This window comes from Streptomyces sp. NPDC039462 (assembly GCF_055639375.1).
This window is the reverse complement of record NZ_JBVKAO010000003.1, coordinates 140210-156369: the sequence shown is the minus strand read 5'-3', so window position 1 is coordinate 156369 and position 16160 is coordinate 140210. Positions and strand designations below refer to the sequence as shown.

13 protein-coding genes and 1 pseudogene are annotated in these 16160 nt (G+C 71.1%); 9 read left to right on the top strand and 5 right to left on the bottom strand.

The window, feature by feature from the left end; translation table 11 throughout:
• The first annotated feature begins 62 nt into the window (after positions 1-62).
• The 5 genes from ACZ7LU_RS17820 to ACZ7LU_RS17800 all read left to right on the top strand — a co-directional run bounded on the left by ACZ7LU_RS17820 (position 63) and on the right by ACZ7LU_RS17800 (position 8055).
• Positions 63-2102 (top strand): alpha-1,4-glucan--maltose-1-phosphate maltosyltransferase, encoded by a 2040-nt coding sequence (locus tag ACZ7LU_RS17820; protein ID WP_471917167.1) that lies wholly within the window; start codon positions 63-65, stop codon positions 2100-2102.
• Complete coding sequence (gene treS, locus ACZ7LU_RS17815; protein WP_471146568.1) at positions 2099-3832, top strand: maltose alpha-D-glucosyltransferase; 1734 nt, start codon at positions 2099-2101, stop codon at positions 3830-3832. The genes ACZ7LU_RS17820 and treS overlap by 4 nt, the downstream gene beginning before the upstream one ends.
• Before the next feature lie 13 nt (positions 3833-3845).
• Positions 3846-5189, top strand: coding sequence for a maltokinase N-terminal cap-like domain-containing protein (locus tag ACZ7LU_RS17810; protein WP_471917166.1), 1344 nt, complete (start codon positions 3846-3848; stop codon positions 5187-5189).
• A 195-nt stretch (positions 5190-5384) separates the two neighbouring features.
• Positions 5385-7574, top strand: a complete 2190-nt coding sequence (gene glgB / locus ACZ7LU_RS17805) for a 1,4-alpha-glucan branching enzyme (RefSeq protein WP_471917751.1) — start codon at positions 5385-5387, stop codon at positions 7572-7574.
• Positions 7575-7665: 91 nt separating this feature from the next.
• Positions 7666-8055, top strand: a complete 390-nt coding sequence (locus ACZ7LU_RS17800; protein WP_398311734.1) for an ArsR/SmtB family transcription factor — start codon at positions 7666-7668, stop codon at positions 8053-8055.
• Here the strand turns inward: ACZ7LU_RS17800 and arsB are convergent.
• The gene (arsB, locus tag ACZ7LU_RS17795) at positions 8027-9136 is read right to left on the bottom strand and encodes an ACR3 family arsenite efflux transporter (protein WP_471917165.1); all 1110 of its coding nucleotides are present in this window, start codon (positions 9134-9136) and stop codon (positions 8027-8029) included. The two genes, ACZ7LU_RS17800 and arsB, sit on opposite strands and share 29 nt — an antisense overlap.
• Positions 9136-9447: an ArsR/SmtB family transcription factor gene (locus ACZ7LU_RS17790; protein ID WP_398311740.1), complete on the bottom strand. Its 312-nt coding sequence runs from the start codon at positions 9445-9447 to the stop codon at positions 9136-9138. Before ACZ7LU_RS17790 ends, arsB begins: the two co-directional genes overlap by 1 nt.
• A 136-nt stretch (positions 9448-9583) precedes the next feature.
• Between ACZ7LU_RS17790 and ACZ7LU_RS17785 the strand changes: the two genes are divergently transcribed.
• Entirely contained in the window at positions 9584-9997 is a 414-nt protein-coding gene (locus ACZ7LU_RS17785) for an arsenate reductase ArsC (protein WP_468718691.1), read from the top strand.
• 1 nt (position 9998) lies between these two features.
• Here the strand turns inward: ACZ7LU_RS17785 and ACZ7LU_RS17780 are convergent, their stop codons facing one another.
• From ACZ7LU_RS17780 to ACZ7LU_RS17770, 3 genes are all read right to left on the bottom strand, one after another.
• Positions 9999-11039, bottom strand: a complete 1041-nt coding sequence (locus ACZ7LU_RS17780; protein ID WP_471917750.1) for an NAD(P)-dependent alcohol dehydrogenase — start codon at positions 11037-11039, stop codon at positions 9999-10001.
• A gap of 78 nt (positions 11040-11117) precedes the next feature.
• Positions 11118-11903 (bottom strand): SDR family NAD(P)-dependent oxidoreductase, encoded by a 786-nt coding sequence (locus ACZ7LU_RS17775; protein WP_471917164.1) that lies wholly within the window; start codon positions 11901-11903, stop codon positions 11118-11120.
• A 14-nt stretch (positions 11904-11917) separates the two neighbouring features.
• Positions 11918-12538 carry an acyl-CoA-like ligand-binding transcription factor gene (locus tag ACZ7LU_RS17770; RefSeq protein ID WP_471917163.1) on the bottom strand — a complete coding sequence of 207 codons (621 nt, stop codon included), beginning with the start codon at positions 12536-12538 and terminating at the stop codon, positions 11918-11920.
• Between the two features lie 237 nt (positions 12539-12775).
• Between ACZ7LU_RS17770 and ACZ7LU_RS17765 the strand changes: the two genes are divergently transcribed.
• The 3 genes and pseudogenes from ACZ7LU_RS17765 to ACZ7LU_RS17755 all read left to right on the top strand — a co-directional run bounded on the left by ACZ7LU_RS17765 (position 12776) and on the right by ACZ7LU_RS17755 (position 16110).
• Positions 12776-13765: a helix-turn-helix transcriptional regulator gene (locus ACZ7LU_RS17765; protein WP_471917162.1), complete on the top strand. Its 990-nt coding sequence runs from the start codon at positions 12776-12778 to the stop codon at positions 13763-13765.
• 54 nt (positions 13766-13819) lie between these two features.
• Positions 13820-14515 (top strand): annotated as a pseudogene (locus ACZ7LU_RS17760) (dioxygenase family protein); the annotation flags it as partial.
• Between the two features lie 80 nt (positions 14516-14595).
• Positions 14596-16110, top strand: coding sequence for a hypothetical protein (locus ACZ7LU_RS17755; protein ID WP_471917161.1), 1515 nt, complete (start codon positions 14596-14598; stop codon positions 16108-16110).
• The last annotated feature ends 50 nt before the right edge of the window (positions 16111-16160 follow it).

Here is a 16160-nt window from a genome sequence, read left to right as displayed (position 1 = left end):
CGCGCGGCACCTGCGGGACAGGGACAGACCGACTGCACGCAAGCCCGGCGGAGGAGGGACCGATGACGTCAGCTCCACGGACGACCCCTGTCTCCGACGCCGTGCCCCTGTCCCCGTCCGTGCCGGTCCTGGACGTCCACCCGGTCGTCGACTGCGGCCGGCGCCCTGCGAAGGCGGTTCCCGGCGAGACCTTCCAGGTCACGGCGACCGTCTTCGGCGAGGGGCACGGAGCGGTCGGCGCCAATGTGGTGCTGCTCGGACCCGGCGGTCGCCGCGGGCCCTGGACGCCGATGCGGGAACTCTCCCCTGGCAGCGACCGGTGGGGCGCGGACGTCACTCCGGACGCCGAGGGGCACTGGACGTACCACGTGGAGGCCTGGGCGGATCCCGTGCGGGACTGGCGGCGCGCCGCCGAGATCAAGGTCCCGGCCGGTATCGACGCCGGGCTGATGCTCGAAGAGGGCGCGCTGCTGTACGAGCGTGCGGCGGCCGGAGTTCCGGCGGGGCAGGAACGGCGGGTGCTGCTGGCCGCGGCCGACGCGCTGCAGGACGAAGCGCGTTCCCCGGCCGCCCGCCTGGCGGCCGCGCTCGCCCCGGAGGTGGACGCGGTCCTCGCACGTCACCCCCTGCGTGAGCGGGTCTCCCGCTCGCACGACCTTCCCCTGCTGGTGGAGCGGGAGCGGGCTCTCTTCGGGTCCTGGTACGAGTTCTTCCCGCGCTCGGAGGGTGCCGTCCTGGAGGAAGGTGCACCGCCCGTCTCCGGGACGTTCCGTACCGCGGCCGAACGGCTGCCCGCCATCGCCGGGATGGGCTTCGACGTCGTCTATCTGCCGCCGATCCACCCCATCGGCTCCACCTTCCGCAAAGGCCCCGACAACTCCCTGTCCTCCGGCCCCGACGACGTCGGTGTGCCGTGGGCGATCGGTTCACCGGAGGGCGGTCACGACGCGGTCCACCCGGACCTCGGCACGCTCGACGACTTCGACGCGTTCGTGCGCCGGGCCGGCGAGCTCGGCCTCGAAGTCGCCCTGGACTTCGCCTTGCAGTGCTCGCCGGACCATCCGTGGGTGGAGAAGCACCCCGAGTGGTTCGCGCACCGCCCGGACGGCTCCATCGCGTACGCCGAGAATCCGCCGAAGAAGTACCAGGACATCTATCCGATCGCCTTCGACAAGGACATGCCGGGGCTGATCGCCGAGACCGTGCGGCTGCTGCGGTTCTGGATGGCCCACGGCGTCCGCGTCTTCCGCGTCGACAACCCGCACACCAAGCCCGTCGCCTTCTGGGAGCGGGTGCTCGCCGAGGTCAACGGCACCGACCCGGACGTCATCTTCCTCGCCGAGGCCTTCACCCGGCCCGCGATGATGCGGACGCTCGCGGCCATCGGCTTCCAGCAGTCGTACACCTACTTCACCTGGCGCAACGACAAGGCCGAACTCACCGAGTACCTCACCGAGTTGTCGCGCGAGACGGCGCACTTCCTGCGCCCGAACTTCTTCGTGAACACCCCGGACATCCTGCCGGGGTACCTCCAGGAGGGCGGGCGGCCCGCCTTCGAGGTGCGGGCTGCGCTGGCCGCCACGCTCGCGCCGAGCTGGGGCATGTACGCCGGGTACGAGCTGTGCGAGAACACCCCGGCGCGGCCGGACTGCGAGGACTACCTGCACTCGGAGAAGTACGAACTGCGCCCGCGCGACTGGGCGGCGGCCGACCGCGAGGGCCGCTCCATCGCGCCCCTGATCACGCAGCTCAACCGGATCAGGCGCGCGCACCCCGCCCTGCGGCAGCTCAGAAACCTGCGTTTCCACCAGGCCGACAACGACGCGGTGCTCGTCTACAGCAAGCGTGCGGGTCCAGACACCGTTCTGGTGGTCGTGAACCTCGACCCGCACCACACCCAGGAGGCCACGGTCACGCTGGACATGCCGCAACTCGGCCTCGAAGGGGACGGGTCCGTGCCGGTGCGCGACGAGCTCACCGGCGAGACCTACCACTGGGGCAGGGCCAACTACGTGCGCCTCGAACCGGGCCGCGCCCCCGCGCACATCCTCACGGTCCTGCGACCGTCCTCACCGTTGATCGGAGGGTCACCCACACCATGATCGTCAACGAGCCCGTCCAGGACACCTTCGAGGACACACCGGCCAAGGACCGCGACCCCGAATGGTTCAAACGCGCGGTCTTCTACGAAGTCCTCGTCCGCTCCTTCCAGGACAGCAACGGCGACGGCATCGGCGACCTCAAAGGCATCACCGCCAAACTCGACTACCTCCAATGGCTCGGCGTCGACTGCCTCTGGCTGCCACCGTTCTTCAAATCCCCCCTCCGCGACGGCGGCTACGACGTCTCCGACTACACCGCCGTCCTCCCCGAATTCGGCGACCTCGCCGACTTCGTGGAATTCGTCGACTCCGCACACCAACGCGGCATGCGCGTCATCATCGACTTCGTCATGAACCACACCAGCGACCAGCACCCGTGGTTCCAGGCCTCCCGAAACGACCCCGAAGGCCCCTACGGCGACTACTACGTCTGGGCCGACGACGACAAGCAGTACCAGGACGCCCGCATCATCTTCGTCGACACCGAAGCCTCCAACTGGACCTTCGACCCCGTCCGCAAGCAGTACTACTGGCACCGCTTCTTCTCCCACCAGCCCGACCTCAACTACGAGAACCCGGCGGTCCAAGAGGAGATCATCGCCGCCCTGCGGTTCTGGCTCGACCTCGGCATCGACGGCTACCGTCTCGACGCCGTCCCCTATCTGTACGCCGAAGAAGGCACCAACTGCGAGAACCTGCCCCAGTCGCACGACTTCCTCAAGCATGTACGGGCCCTGGTCGACACCCACTATCCCGACACCGTTCTCCTCGCCGAGGCGAATCAGTGGCCGGAAGACGTCGTCGACTATTTCGGGGACTTCCAGAACGGCGGCGACGAATGCCACATGGCATTCCACTTCCCCGTCATGCCCCGCATCTTCATGGCCGTACGCCGCGAATCCCGCTACCCCGTCTCCGAAATCCTCGCGAAGACCCCCGCCATCCCCTCCGGCTGCCAATGGGGCATCTTCCTGCGCAACCACGACGAGCTCACCCTCGAAATGGTCACCGACGAAGAACGCGACTACATGTACGCGGAATACGCCAAAGACCCGCGCATGCGCGCCAACATCGGCATCCGCCGGCGCCTCGCCCCCCTCCTGGACAACGACCGCAACCAGATCGAACTCTTCACCGCCCTGCTGCTCTCCCTGCCCGGATCGCCGATCCTCTACTACGGCGACGAGATCGGCATGGGCGACAACATCTGGCTCGGCGACCGCGACGCCGTCCGCACCCCCATGCAGTGGACCCCCGACCGCAACGCCGGCTTCTCCTCCTGCGACCCAGGACGCCTCTACCTCCCCACGATCATGGACCCCGTCTACGGCTACCAGGTCACCAACGTCGAAGCCTCCATGAGCAGCCCCTCCTCCCTGCTCCACTGGACCCGCCGCATGATCGAGATCCGCAAGCAGAATCTCGCCCTGGGCATCGGCTCGTACACCGAACTGCCCTCGTCCAATCCGGCGGTCCTCGCCTATCTGCGCGAGTACCAGGACGACCTCGTGCTGTGCGTGCACAACTTCTCGCGCTTCGCGCAGCCCACCGAACTCGATCTGCAGGCCTTCGACGGACGTCATCCCGTGGAGCTGATCGGCGGGGTGCGCTTCCCGGCCATCGGTGAGCTGCCCTACCTGCTGACACTGGCGGGCCACGGCTTCTACTGGTTCCGGCTGTGCAACGACCTCCACCCGCGCCGCCCGGCGGACCTCGCCGTGCGCCTTTGAAGGGACGTGTCGCATGCTCAAGACCGCAACGCAGTCGCGTGGCAGCAGCCTCAGCCCTCCGCTGCTGCTCACGTCGTTGGCCGGAGTGCTCCAGGAGTGGCTGCCCGAGCAGCGGTGGTTCGCGGGCAAGGGGCTGCCCGTCACGGACCTGGCCGTGGTGTCGATGACCGAACTCCACCCCGGCTGCCTGCACCTGCTGATCAGCTCCGGGCACGCCGGGTCGCGCGACGACTGCTACCAACTGCTCCTCGGCGTGCGCGAGGAGCTGCCGCCCCGCCTCCACCACGCCTTCGTCGGCCGCCCCAGCGAGGGTCCCCTCGCGGGGCTCACGGTGTACGACGCCCTTCACGATCCCCGGTCGGCCGCACTGCTCCTGGAACGTCTGCGCACCCCGGGATCGGCGGGGCCGCTGCGCTTCGAACGTGACGCGCAGACCGTGGTGCCCTCGGGGCTCACGCCCCGCATCCTGGACGGCGAGCAGTCCAATACCTCTTTGGTGTACGGCGATTCCTTCATCCTGAAGCTGTTCCGCCGTGTGCAGTACGGCGTCAATCCCGACCTGGAAGTTCCCTGGGCGCTGGCCCGCGAGGGGTGTGCGCGGGTGCCCGCGCCCGTGGCCTGGTTCTGGACCGACGAGCCGCGCAGGACGACCCTCGGGGTGCTCCAGCCGTTCCTGCGCGAGGCGACGGACGGCTGGACCCTGGCGCTCCAATCCCTCGCCGCAGGGCGGGACTTCACCGACGAGTCGTACGAACTGGGGCGTGCCACCGCCGAGGTGCATCTGGCGCTGGCCCAGATCTTCGCGCCCGGCCCCGAGGACCCGCACGGGGGCCGTCGCCTGGCCGCCGCGATGACGGCCCGCCTGGACACCACCGCGCGGCAGGTGCCGGCGCTCGTCCCGTACGTGTCACGGCTGCGGGGCGCGTACGACGCCGTCGCGGCGCGCGGCCTCGGCCGGCCGCCGCAGCGCATCCACGGGGACCTGCACCTCGGGCAGGTCCTGCGGGCCGGACAGCGGTGGTTCGTCATCGACTTCGAGGGTGAGCCGGCCCGCCCGATCGCCGAGCGCAGACGCGTGCAGGCCCCGGTCCGCGACATCGCGGGCATGCTGCGCTCCTTCGACTACGCGGCCCATGCCAGGCGGCCCTGGCAGCCCCGGTGGGCCCAGCGGTGCCGGGACGCCTACTGCGCTGGCTACGCGGCCGAGGCGGCGTGGGACCCCCGGGGGCAGGCCGAGCTCCTGCGGGCCTACGAGACGGACCGCGCGGTGTACGAGGCGCTGTACGAGGCCAGGCACCGGCCGGACTGGCTGCCCGTGCCCATGGCGGCGATCGCCCGCCTGGCGGAGGGCCGTTGACTCCCCCGCCGACGGGTCCGCGCCCGCGTCCGCCCGGCCCGCCCGTTCCGCCACCCACGCTCCGCACCTGCTCAGAGGAGATCTGACTCCGTGGCCATCACCGACACCTCCACCCCCGCCCCCGCCGTCACCCTCCGCACCCCGCCGCTCGACTTGGGGACCGTCACCGACGACGGCCGGACGCAGGACTGGCGCGTGTCCGATGCGCCGCTCGACGAGGAGAGCCGGGGCCGCCTCCTCGCGGGCACCCACCACGACCCGCACGCGGTGCTCGGCGCGCATCCGGTGCCCGGGGGCGTGGCGTTCACGGTGCTGCGCCCGTACGCCCAGGCGGTGACGGTCGTCGTCGACGGCCGGCCCGCGCGCCTGAACGACGTGGGAGACGGTCTCTTCTCGGGCGTTCTGCCGCTCGCGTCGATCCCCGCGTACGAACTGCGGGTGACGTACGACGGCCAGGACACCGAAATCCAGGACCCCTACCGCTTCCTGCCCGCGCTCGGCGAACTCGATCTGCACCTGATCGGCGAGGGACGGCACGAGGAGCTGTGGCGGGCGCTGGGGGCGCATCCGATGACCCACCAGGGCGTCGTCGGCACCCGGTTCACCGTGTGGGCGCCCAACGCCCGGGGGGTGCGGGTGTGCGGGGACTTCTGCCACTGGGACGGCGCGGCCTACCCGATGCGTTCGCTGGGGTCGACCGGAGTGTGGGAGCTGTTCCTCCCCGGCATCGGTGAGGGGGACCGCTACAAGTTCGACATCACGCGGCCCGACGGCACGCACACCATGCGCGCGGATCCGATGGCCCGCCTGGCGGAGACGCCTCCGGCGACCGCCTCCGTGGTGACCCGGTCGACCCATGTGTGGGCGGACGGGGAGTGGATGGCGCACCGGGCGGACCGTCCGGTGCATCAGGCGCCCTTCTCGGTGTACGAGGTGCATCTCCCGTCCTGGCGAGCGGGGCTGACGTACCGTCAGCTGGCGGGGGAACTCACGACCTATGTGGCCGACGCGGGCTTCACGCATGTGGAGTTCATGCCGGTGGCCGAGCATCCGTTCGGCGGGTCATGGGGGTACCAGGTCACCGGCCTGTACGCGCCGACGTCCCGCATGGGCACACCGGACGACTTCCGGCACCTGGTCGACACGCTGCACCAGGCGGGCATCGGCGTGATCGTGGACTGGGTGCCCGCGCACTTCCCCAAGGACGACTGGGCACTCGCCGAGTTCGACGGCCGGCCGCTGTACGAGCCGGGGGACTCCCGGCGCGCCGAACACCCGGACTGGGGCACGCTCACCTTCGACTACGGCCGCAAGGAAGTGCGCAACTTCCTGGTCGCCAACGCGGTCTACTGGTGCGAGGAGTTCCACATCGACGGGCTGCGCGTCGACGCGGTGGCCTCCATGCTCTACCTCGACTACTCCCGCGAGGACGGCCGGTGGGCGCCGAACGAACACGGCGGCCGGGAGAACCTCGACGCGGTGTCGTTCCTGCAGGAGATGAACGCGACGGTCTACCGCCGCTGCCCCGGGGTGGTCACCATCGCCGAGGAGTCGACCGCGTGGAACGGTGTCACACGGCCCACCGATCACGTCGGCCAGGACGGCTTCGGCGGGCTCGGCTTCGGCCTGAAGTGGAACATGGGCTGGATGCACGACTCCCTGGAGTACATCCAGCACGAGCCCGTGCACCGGCAGTACCACCACAACGAGCTGACCTTCGCGATGGTCTACGCGTACAGCGAGAACTACCTCCTGCCCATCTCGCACGACGAAGTCGTCCACGGCAAGCGGGCGCTGGTGTCCAAGATGCCGGGCGACTGGTGGCAGCAGCGCGCCAACCACCGCGCCTATCTGGCCTTCATGTGGGCCCACCCGGGCAAGCAACTCCTCTTCATGGGGCAGGAGTTCGCGCAGGGCGCCGAGTGGTCGCCGGAGCACGGCATGGACTGGGGGCTGCTGGACCCGTCGTATCCGGCGGAACCGGACCACGGCGGTGTGCTGCGGCTGGTGCGCGACCTCAACCACCGGTACCGGGCGACGCCCGCGCTGTGGGAGCAGGACACCGTGCCCGCCGGCTTCGCCTGGGTCGACGCGGATGCGGCCCACGACAACGTCGTGGCGTTCCTGCGCTTCGCCGCCGACGGGACGCCGCTCCTGGCGGTGAGCAACTTCTCGCCGGTGATCCGCCACGACTACGTGCTCGGGGTGCCCGAGACGGCGGGCGCCTGGCGGGAGACGCTCAACACCGACGCGGCCGGGTTCGGCGGCGGCGACGTGCGCAACGCGGGTCCGCTGCGAGCGGAGCACGAGCCCACCGGAGCCTTCCCGGCCCGCCTGCGCGTGACGCTGCCCCCACTGGCGACCCTGTGGCTGCAGCCCGAGTGACGGGCCCCTGAGCCGCGGGGAGGCCGAGGAGCGGCCGGAATCACCCCTGCATCGATGAACGTCGACATAGAAGCGTGTCAACATAGGACGCATGTCGAATGCGAAGACGGTGCCGCTGCTCGAGCCGGACGTCGAGCCCTGCTGCCCGCCCCTCACGGAGCGGCCCCTCACCGCGGAGGAGGCGGTGCGGACGGCCGCGATGTTCAAGGCCCTCGGCGATCCGGTCCGGCTGCGCCTGTTCTCCCTGGTCGCCTCGCACGAGGGCGGCGAGGCGTGCGTGTGCGACATCTCCGACGTCGGCGTCTCCCAGCCCACGGTGTCCCACCACCTGAAGAAGCTGAAGGAGGCGGGCCTGCTCACCTCCGAGCGCCGCGGGACGTGGGTGTACTACCGCGTCGAGCCGTCCGTCCTCACGGCGATGGGCCACATGCTGAGCCGGCCAACGGCCCGCGCTACCCGCGCTTCTCGGACCGGGAGGTGAACTTCCCGCGCCAGGACAGCGCCACGTACACCAGGCCGATCAGGACCGGCACCTCGATGAGGGGGCCGACGACTCCGGACAGGGCCTGGCCGCTGGTGACTCCGAAGGTGGCGATCGCCACGGCGATGGCGAGCTCGAAGTTGTTGCCGGCCGCCGTGAAGGCGAGGGTCGCCGTCCGGTCGTACGCCAGGCCGATGGCCTTGCCCAGCAGGAACGTGCCGAAGAACATCACGGCGAAGTAGACCAGCAGCGGCAGCGCGATCCGGGCCACGTCCAGCGGCTGCGAAGTGATCGTCTTCCCCTGCAGGGCGAAGAGGATGACGATCGTGAAGAGCAGCCCGTACAGCGCCCACGGGCCGATCCTGGGCAGGAAACGGGACTCGTACCGCTCCCGTCCCAGCTTCCTCTCCCCCACCCGCCGCGTGAGGAATCCGGCGAGCAGCGGGACGCCGAGGAAGATGACGACGTTCAGGGCGATCTCGCCCATGGAGATGTCGAGCTTCTCGCCGTCGCCGAGGCCGAGCCGGCCCGGGAGCAGGTCGAGGTAGAGCCAGCCCAGCAGGCCGAACGCGACGACCTGGAAGACCGAGTTGAGCGCGACGAGCACGGCGGCCGCCTCACGGTCGCCGCAGGCCAGGTCGTTCCAGATGATGACCATGGCGATGCAGCGGGCCAGGCCGACGATGATCAGGCCGGTGCGGTACTCGGGCAGGTCCGGCAGGAAGATCCAGGCGAGCGCGAACATGACGGCCGGGCCGACGAGCCAGTTGATCACCAGTGACGAGACCATCAGCCTGCGGTCGCCGGTGACGGCGTCGAGCTTGTCGTAGCGGACCTTGGCCAGGACCGGATACATCATGACCAGCAGGCCGAGGGCGATCGGCAGCGAGATGCCGCCGATCTCGACCTCGGCGAGGGTGTCGTTCAGGCCGGGGACGAGGCGGCCGAGACCGATCCCCACGGCCATCGCGGCGAGGATCCACACCGCGAGGTACCGGTCGAGCGTGGAGAGCCTGGCGACGATCGAGGCGTCCGTGCCGTCCCGGGGCGGCGACGTGGTTCCGGGGTCCGCCGCGGCCATCAGCAGGCCCGCTTGCGGTCGGTCGCGATCGTCGTCCGCGCGGTCTCGGCGAGCTCGCCGAACATCTCGGCCAGCGAGTCCAGGATCTGCGGGCGGAGCTTGTAGTACGTGAAGCGGCCGCACGGCTCGGTCTCCACGACGCCCGCCTCGCGCAGGACGCGGAGGTGGTTGGAGAGGTTCGTCTGCCGGGCGCCCGTCTCCGCCACGAGGTGGGTGGTGCAGAGCGTCTCGTGGGCGAGCAGGGTCACGATCTGAAGCCGGAGCGGGTCGGCGACGACCCGGATCAGTTCAGTGTTGGCTGACGTCATCATGGGCTGATACTTTCACATCAGCAGCCGCTGATGCCAGTGACCGCTGATGCCAGTGACCGCTGATGCCAGTGACCGCTGACGCCGGCGGGTGCTGACGTCACCAGCGGGAGCTGACGCCGACCAGAGAGACCTCGCGATGTCCGACAAGCCCTCCGTCCTGTTCGTGTGCGTCCACAACGCGGGCCGCTCCCAGATGGCCGCCGCCTGGCTGACCCACTTGGCGGGCGACCGCGTCGAGGTCCGCTCGGCGGGCTCCGCCCCCGGCAGCGAGGTGAACCCGGCCGCGGTCGAGGCGATGCGCGAGGTCGGCATCGACATCTCCGCCGAGACCCCGAAGCTGCTGACCGTGGACGCCGTCCAGGAGTCGGACGTCTGCGTGACGATGGGCTGCGGGGACACCTGCCCGGTCTTCCCCGGCAAGCGCTACCTCGACTGGCCGCTGGAGGACCCCGCAGGCCAGGGCGTTGCGGCGGTCCGCCCGATCCGGGACGAGATCAAGACCCTGGTCGAGGGCCTGATCGCCGAGATCGCCCCGGAGCGGACGGCCTGAGCTAGCCGTTCGGCAGGATGACCGCCCGGCCGTTGACGCGGCCCGCGTGCAGGTTCTCGTACGCCGTGGGGGCGTCGTCCAGTCCGTACGTCTCCACGTGGACGTCGATCAGCCCGGCCCTGGCCAGGTCCAGGACCTCGATCAGCTCGGCCCTGCTGCCCCAGTACGGGGAGCGGACGGCCACGTCGAAGGGGGTCGTGCCGAAGCCGACCGACGCGGCTCCGCCGCCGATGCCGACGATCGAGACGTCCGCCTCCACCGCGGCGCACGCGGTCGCCGTCGCGGCGGTGGGCGGCGCACCGACGAAGTCGAACACCGCCTGGGCGCCCAGGCCGCCGGTCAGCTCGCGCACCCTGCCCGCCGCCGCCCCGTCCGACAGGACGGCCTCGTGGGCGCCGACCTCGCGGGCCAGGCGCAGCTTCTCCTCGGTGACGTCGAGGGCGATCACCCGCGCCGGGGTCAGCGCACGCAGCAGCTGGATCGCCACGTACCCGAGACCGCCGGTGCCGATGACCACGGCCGTGCTGCCGGGCAGCAGCTTGGGCAGTGAGGTCTTGACGGCGTGGTACGGCGTCAGGCCCGCGTCGGTGAGCGGCACGGCGGTCACCGGGTCGAGACCGTCCAGCGGGACCAAGTGGCGCGGGTCGTCCACGATCATGTACTCGGCGATGGCGCCGGGCGCCCCGAGTCCGGGCGGGCGGATGCCCAGCTCCGCGGCGCGCGTGCAGTAGTTCTCCTTGCCCTGCGCGCACATCAGGCAGGTGCCGCAGCCCCACGGCCCGTACACGGCCACGGAGTCCCCGAGCGAGAGCCCGGTGACGCCCTCGCCCAGCGCGGCGACGGTGCCTGCGCCCTCGTGGCCGAGGGTGAGCGGCAGCGGGAAGCCGAGGGCCTCCGCGGGCCGGCTCATCACGGCGATGTCGGAGTGGCAGACGCCTGCGGCGGTGACCTTCAACAGCACCTGGCCGGGGCCCGGTTCGGGCCGCGGGACGGTGACAACCTCGGGGGCGGCGCCGACGCTGCGGTACTGGACGGCTTTCATCTCGGCTGACATTCCGGGGTACCTCTTCTTCTGTCTCTGCTTACTCGTACGGCCGCTCTGCTTACTCGTACGGCCGGGTCAGCGGGCCGCGTAGCCGCCGTCGACGAGGTGGTAGCTGCCGTTGATGAACGAGGCGCGGTCCGAGAGCAGGAACAGCGTGAGGTCCGCGACCTCGTCGGCGGTGCCGAGGCGGCCCTGCGGGTGCAGCGCGATCAGCTGCCTGCGCTGGGCCCCGTCGCCCTTGAGCAGCGGGGTGTCGATGAAGCCGGGGGCGACGGCGTTCACGCGCACGCCCCGTGCCGCGTACTCCACGGCGGCGCTCTTGGTCAGTCCGACCACCGCGTGCTTGGCGGCGGAGTACGCGGAGGAGCCCGCGAAGCCGTTCGTGCCGAGGATCGAGGACATGTTGACGACGGCCCCGCCGCCCGCGGCGACGAGCTGGGGCAGCTCGTACCGGAGGGAGTAGAAGACGCCGTTGAGGTTGGTGTCGATCACGCGCCGCCAGTCCTCGACCGTGTACTCGCCGGTCGAGGCGGAGGCTCCGGCGATCCCGGCGTTGTTGACGGCCAGTTGGAGACCGCCGAAGGTCTCGACGGTGAACTCGACGGCTTGGCGCACCGATTCGGGGTCGGTGACGTCGACGCGTACGGCGGCGGCGCGGCCGCCGGCCTCGGTGAGCGACCGGGCGACGTCCCGCGCGCCCTGTTCGTTGTGGTCCGCGACGACGACGGCCGCTCCTGCCGCGGCGAGGCGGCGGGCGACCTCGAGGCCGATGCCGGAGGCGGCGCCGGTGACGAGGGCGGTCTTTCCGGCGAACTCCGCCGTAGCGGTGACGCCGACTGTGCTGATGGTGCTGGTGCTCATGGTGGTGCCTGGTTTCACGTGGTGGTGGTTCGGGGTGCGGGTTCGTCGGCCAGGGCCGCGAACGCCGCGTCGATGAGCTGCGGCAGGGGGGTGCTCGCGCCGGGCGCGATCCAGAACCGTACGGCCGTGCCGAACGCCCCGACCGCGAGAGAGACGGCGAGTGCCGGGCGCAGATCGCGCTCGGCGTCCAGGCCGAGCCGGCGCGCGACGATCGCCACCGACTCGGTCTCGGCCTCGTCCCGCACCCGCAGGTAGGCGGAGAGCAGCGACGGCTCCTCGTGGAGCAGCCGGAGCAGGTCGCCCGAGCGGGGCGGGCGGTGCCAGGCGGTCGGTTCGTCGTCGAGCCAGCCGCGGAGGGCCCGGTAGTAGGCCGTGAGCGGGGTCTCTTCCGTGGGGCGGGCGGCGAGCGCCGCGTTGATCCGCGCGTAGTCGGCGCGCAGGGCGTCGACCACGGCGTCCTCCTTCCCGGCGAAGTAGCGGGAGAAGGTGCGGCGGGAGACGTCGGCGCGGTCGCTGATCGTCTCGACGGTGACCTGGTCGAGACCGTGGGCGAGGACCAGGTCCACGGCGGCGTTCGCCATGGTGGCCCGGCTCTCCTGGACCTTGCGGGTCCTGCGGCCCTGTGTGCTGCTCATGCTTTCGACTGTACTCCTCGAACTGTCCCAATGGGACACTTGGCCCGTCGGGACAGTTTGCGTCGCTCTCGGCGGGCTCGGCGGGCTCGGCCGGTTCGGCTGGCTCGGCGGGCTCGGCGGGCTCGGCGGGAGCCTTCACGCCCTCTGCCCGACTGCGGTCGCGCGTGCCATCGTGGTTCCGGGCCGTTGGTCCGGACCAGCGGCCCGGAAGGTCAGCTGCCGAGGAGGAGCGTGCGCATGCGCGGCACCACCGTCTTACCGGGTCAGGGCAACAACGGAGAGCCGGGCGAGGAGGGCATGCCGACGCATCGGCTGCAGGTGCCGATGCCCAACACCCTGCCCTTCGCCATCGGTACGTTCGACACCATCGGGCCCATGTCCCGCGCGCCCTTCCCGCACCGGCACACCTTCCACGAGATCGTCCACGTGACAGGCGGCAGCGGCGGACACGTGGTCGACCTGAGCCGCTTCACGCTGCGGCCGCCGAACCTGTGCTTCATCGCCCCCGGACAGGTCCACCACTGGGACGGCGTGGCCGGGCTCGAGGGCCAAGTCATCCTGTTCACCGACGACTTCCTCCTCGACCATCCGGCCGACCGGCACATCCTGAGGGGGCTCGCCCGGCGCTCCTGCCTCGATCTGACCGAGGAGGCGGCGGATTGGGCCGCCCGCCTGGTCGCCGAGCTGGACGGCGAGTACCGGTCGGGGGCCGAGGGGTTCCAGGGCGTTCTGCGGGCGCTGCTGCACATCCTGGTGGTGCGGGCGGCGCGGCTGCCCGCCCTGCGGACATCTCCGGCGGCGTCCGGACCGCTGCACGAGGGAGTGCCCCACGAGGGAGCGCCGCACTCCCGGCCGGGCTCGGTGGCCACGGATTTCGTGACGCTCCTCGCCGGCCCCGAGGGTGCCCTGCAGTCGGTGCGGTCGTGCGCGGCGCGGCTGGGTGTCTCGGTGAGCTACCTCAGCGAGGCGGTGAAGGCCTCCACCGGCCGCACGCCCGGCGAACTGATCCGGCAGACCCGGGTGCACGAGGCCAAACGCCTGCTGCTGCGCACCGACTTGTCGGTCCGTCAGGTGGCGGGGCGGGTCGGGTTCGGTGACCCGGCGTACTTCTGCCGCTTCTTCCGCCGCGAGACCGGCGCGAGCCCCGGGGACTTCCGGCGCGGCGGTGGCGATATTCACCACGACCACCGGCTCCAGTCCATCGTCGGGTCCTCCTCCCCCGCATAGCTTCATAGCCGATCCGGAACGCACCCATCCCTTACGGCTCAGGAGGAGCGAGCGATGGACAACGAGATCGGCATCCCCGACGGTGACGGCACCCCCGAAGCCGGCGCATCCGGCGGCACCGGTGTGAACGGCAGCAAGGGCCCGAGCCGCAAGACCGTCCTGCGGGCCGCCGCCGCGATGGGCATGAGTGTGCCCTTGACCCTCTGGGGAGCGCCCGCGCTGGCGCGGACCGCCGGCGAGCGGGGTGAGGCGGTCGAGCCGACGCCCACCTGCGACGACGGTGACGACCCGACCATCCCGCAGATGGAGGGGCCGTACTTCAAGCGCAACTCGCCGCAGCGCACCTCTCTGGTCCAGCCCGGCACCCCCGGCGTGCGCCTCACCGTCACCGGCTACGTCTTCGGACTGGCCTGCAAACCGATCCCCCGGGCGCTGCTGGACTTCTGGCAGGCAGACACCTACGGAGCGTACGACAACGTGGGATACCGCTTCCGTGGGCACCAGTTCACCGACGCCAACGGCGCGTTCAAGCTCTCCACGATCGTGCCGGGCCTCTACCCGGGGCGCACCCGCCACCTGCACGTCAAGGTGCAGGCCCCCGGGCGCCCGATCCTCACGACGCAGCTGTACTTCCCGGGTGAGCCGCGCAACAACACGGACACGATATTCGACCCCCGGCTGCTCATGAACGTCCGTACCGTCGGCAACGCGAAGGAGGCGGACTTCGACTTCGTCCTCAGTGTGCCGCAGTAGCGGCGCCGTACAACCTTTGGTGCGCACGGCAGGTCCAACTGACCGGTCAAGAACACCTGAGGAACAGAGGAAGACGTATGTCGCTCACCAGCCGCAGAGCCCGTGTCACCATGCCGCTGATCGCCGCCTCCCTGCTGGTGGGCGGCGGCCTCTCGGCCTGGGCACTGGGGCAGGGCACCGCCGCCCACGCGGCCGCGCGGGACGCCGGCCGCGTGGGCGGGGCCGTGCGGCCGACGGACGACTTCAACGGCGACGGCTACGCCGACCTGGTCGTCGGTGCCCCGGGCGGCACGGTCTCCGGCCAGGCGAAGGCCGGGTACGTGGTGGTGACGTACGGCTCCAAGGACGGCCTCGACCCCGCCCGCAAGAAGATAATCAGCCGCTCCACCAGTGGCGTGCCGGGCGCGGCCACCGCCAAGCAGGCCTTCGGCGACTCGTTCACCAAGGGCGATCTGGACCACGACGGCTTCACCGATCTCGTCGTCGGCAGCGCCGGCCGGGGCTCCGCGGCGGGCTCGGTGATCCTGTGGGGTTCCGCCTCTGGCCTCACCGGCGGCACGAAGGTCGCCACGTACGGCTTCAGGCCGCAGGCCGGGGACTTCGACGGTGACGGGACCACCGACCTCGCGCTGTTCGCCGGGGTGGGCTACTACGGCGACGACGCGACCCCCCAGGGTGCCCGCCTGTGGCAGGGCCCCCTCAAGCGCACCGGGACCCCCGCCGCGACGCTCGACTTCATGGACAAGTCGCAGTGGTGGAGTTACGAGGACGAAGAGCGCCCCGGCCCGTCGTGCGGTGAGCGGCCCGAGACCTGCGTGGACGGGCCGCAGTCCGTGAAGGGCCCGGTGGTCCCCCAGGCCGTCGGCGACATCAACGGCGACGGCCGCGCCGACATCGCCATGAACGACTATTACGGCGACGGCGAGTGGGGCAACAGCGTCCTGTACGGCACCGCCACCGGCTTCAAGCGGGGTGACGCGCCGGGTTCCAGCGGCGCCCTCGGCGTCGGCGACATCAACGGCGACCACTACGACGACCTGGTCGTCGGCGACAGCGACTACGAGAGCAGGGCCATGGTCGCCTACGGCTCGGCGGACGGCCTGAAGGACGGTGTGCAGAAGTTCGACCAGGACCTGCCGGGCGTTCCCGGGGCCGAGGAGAGCGGTGACGGCTTCGGCCGCTCGGTCGCCGTCGGCGACGTGACCGGCGACGGCTACGCAGATGTCGCGCTCGGGGTGGTCGGTGAGAACGTCCGGGACGTCGCCGACGCCGGCGCGGTCGTCCTCGTGCGCGGCAGCGCCGACGGCGTGACGGGCACGGGGGCCCAGGCCTTCCACCAGAACACGGCGGACGTGCCCGGGGTCGCCGAGAGGGGCGACTTCTTCGGGTCGGCCGTGTCGCTGCTCGACGTCACGGGTGACGGACACGGCGACCTCGCGGCGTCCTCCGTCGCGGAGAACGCCCAGGCCGGCGCGGTGTGGTCGCTGCGCGGCACGTCCAGCGGCCTGACGGCGAGGAAGTCCGTGGCCTTCGGCCCCAAGGACGTCGCGGCCCCGAACACCGCGGCGCTCTTCGGCAGTGGGCTGCGCTAGCCCCGCTCCTCGCCGGGCCGTGCCGGGCACGTGCCCCGGTCTGAGGCCTC

Excerpts from the sequence above, each read along its gene's own strand:
- ACZ7LU_RS17820 (WP_471917167.1), top strand. The coding sequence starts at position 63 with ATGACGTCAGCTCCACGGACGACCCCTGTCTCCGACGCCGTGCCCCTG.
- treS (WP_471146568.1), top strand. The coding sequence starts at position 2,099 with ATGATCGTCAACGAGCCCGTCCAGGACACCTTCGAGGACACACCGGCC.
- ACZ7LU_RS17810 (WP_471917166.1), top strand. The coding sequence starts at position 3,846 with ATGCTCAAGACCGCAACGCAGTCGCGTGGCAGCAGCCTCAGCCCTCCG.
- ACZ7LU_RS17800 (WP_398311734.1), top strand. The coding sequence starts at position 7,666 with ATGTCGAATGCGAAGACGGTGCCGCTGCTCGAGCCGGACGTCGAGCCC.
- arsB (WP_471917165.1), bottom strand. The coding sequence starts at position 9,136 with ATGGCCGCGGCGGACCCCGGAACCACGTCGCCGCCCCGGGACGGCACG.
- ACZ7LU_RS17790 (WP_398311740.1), bottom strand. The coding sequence starts at position 9,447 with ATGATGACGTCAGCCAACACTGAACTGATCCGGGTCGTCGCCGACCCG.
- ACZ7LU_RS17785 (WP_468718691.1), top strand. The coding sequence starts at position 9,584 with ATGTCCGACAAGCCCTCCGTCCTGTTCGTGTGCGTCCACAACGCGGGC.
- ACZ7LU_RS17780 (WP_471917750.1), bottom strand. The coding sequence starts at position 11,039 with ATGAAAGCCGTCCAGTACCGCAGCGTCGGCGCCGCCCCCGAGGTTGTC.
- ACZ7LU_RS17775 (WP_471917164.1), bottom strand. The coding sequence starts at position 11,903 with ATGAGCACCAGCACCATCAGCACAGTCGGCGTCACCGCTACGGCGGAG.
- ACZ7LU_RS17770 (WP_471917163.1), bottom strand. The coding sequence starts at position 12,538 with ATGAGCAGCACACAGGGCCGCAGGACCCGCAAGGTCCAGGAGAGCCGG.
- ACZ7LU_RS17765 (WP_471917162.1), top strand. The coding sequence starts at position 12,776 with ATGCGCGGCACCACCGTCTTACCGGGTCAGGGCAACAACGGAGAGCCG.
- ACZ7LU_RS17755 (WP_471917161.1), top strand. The coding sequence starts at position 14,596 with ATGTCGCTCACCAGCCGCAGAGCCCGTGTCACCATGCCGCTGATCGCC.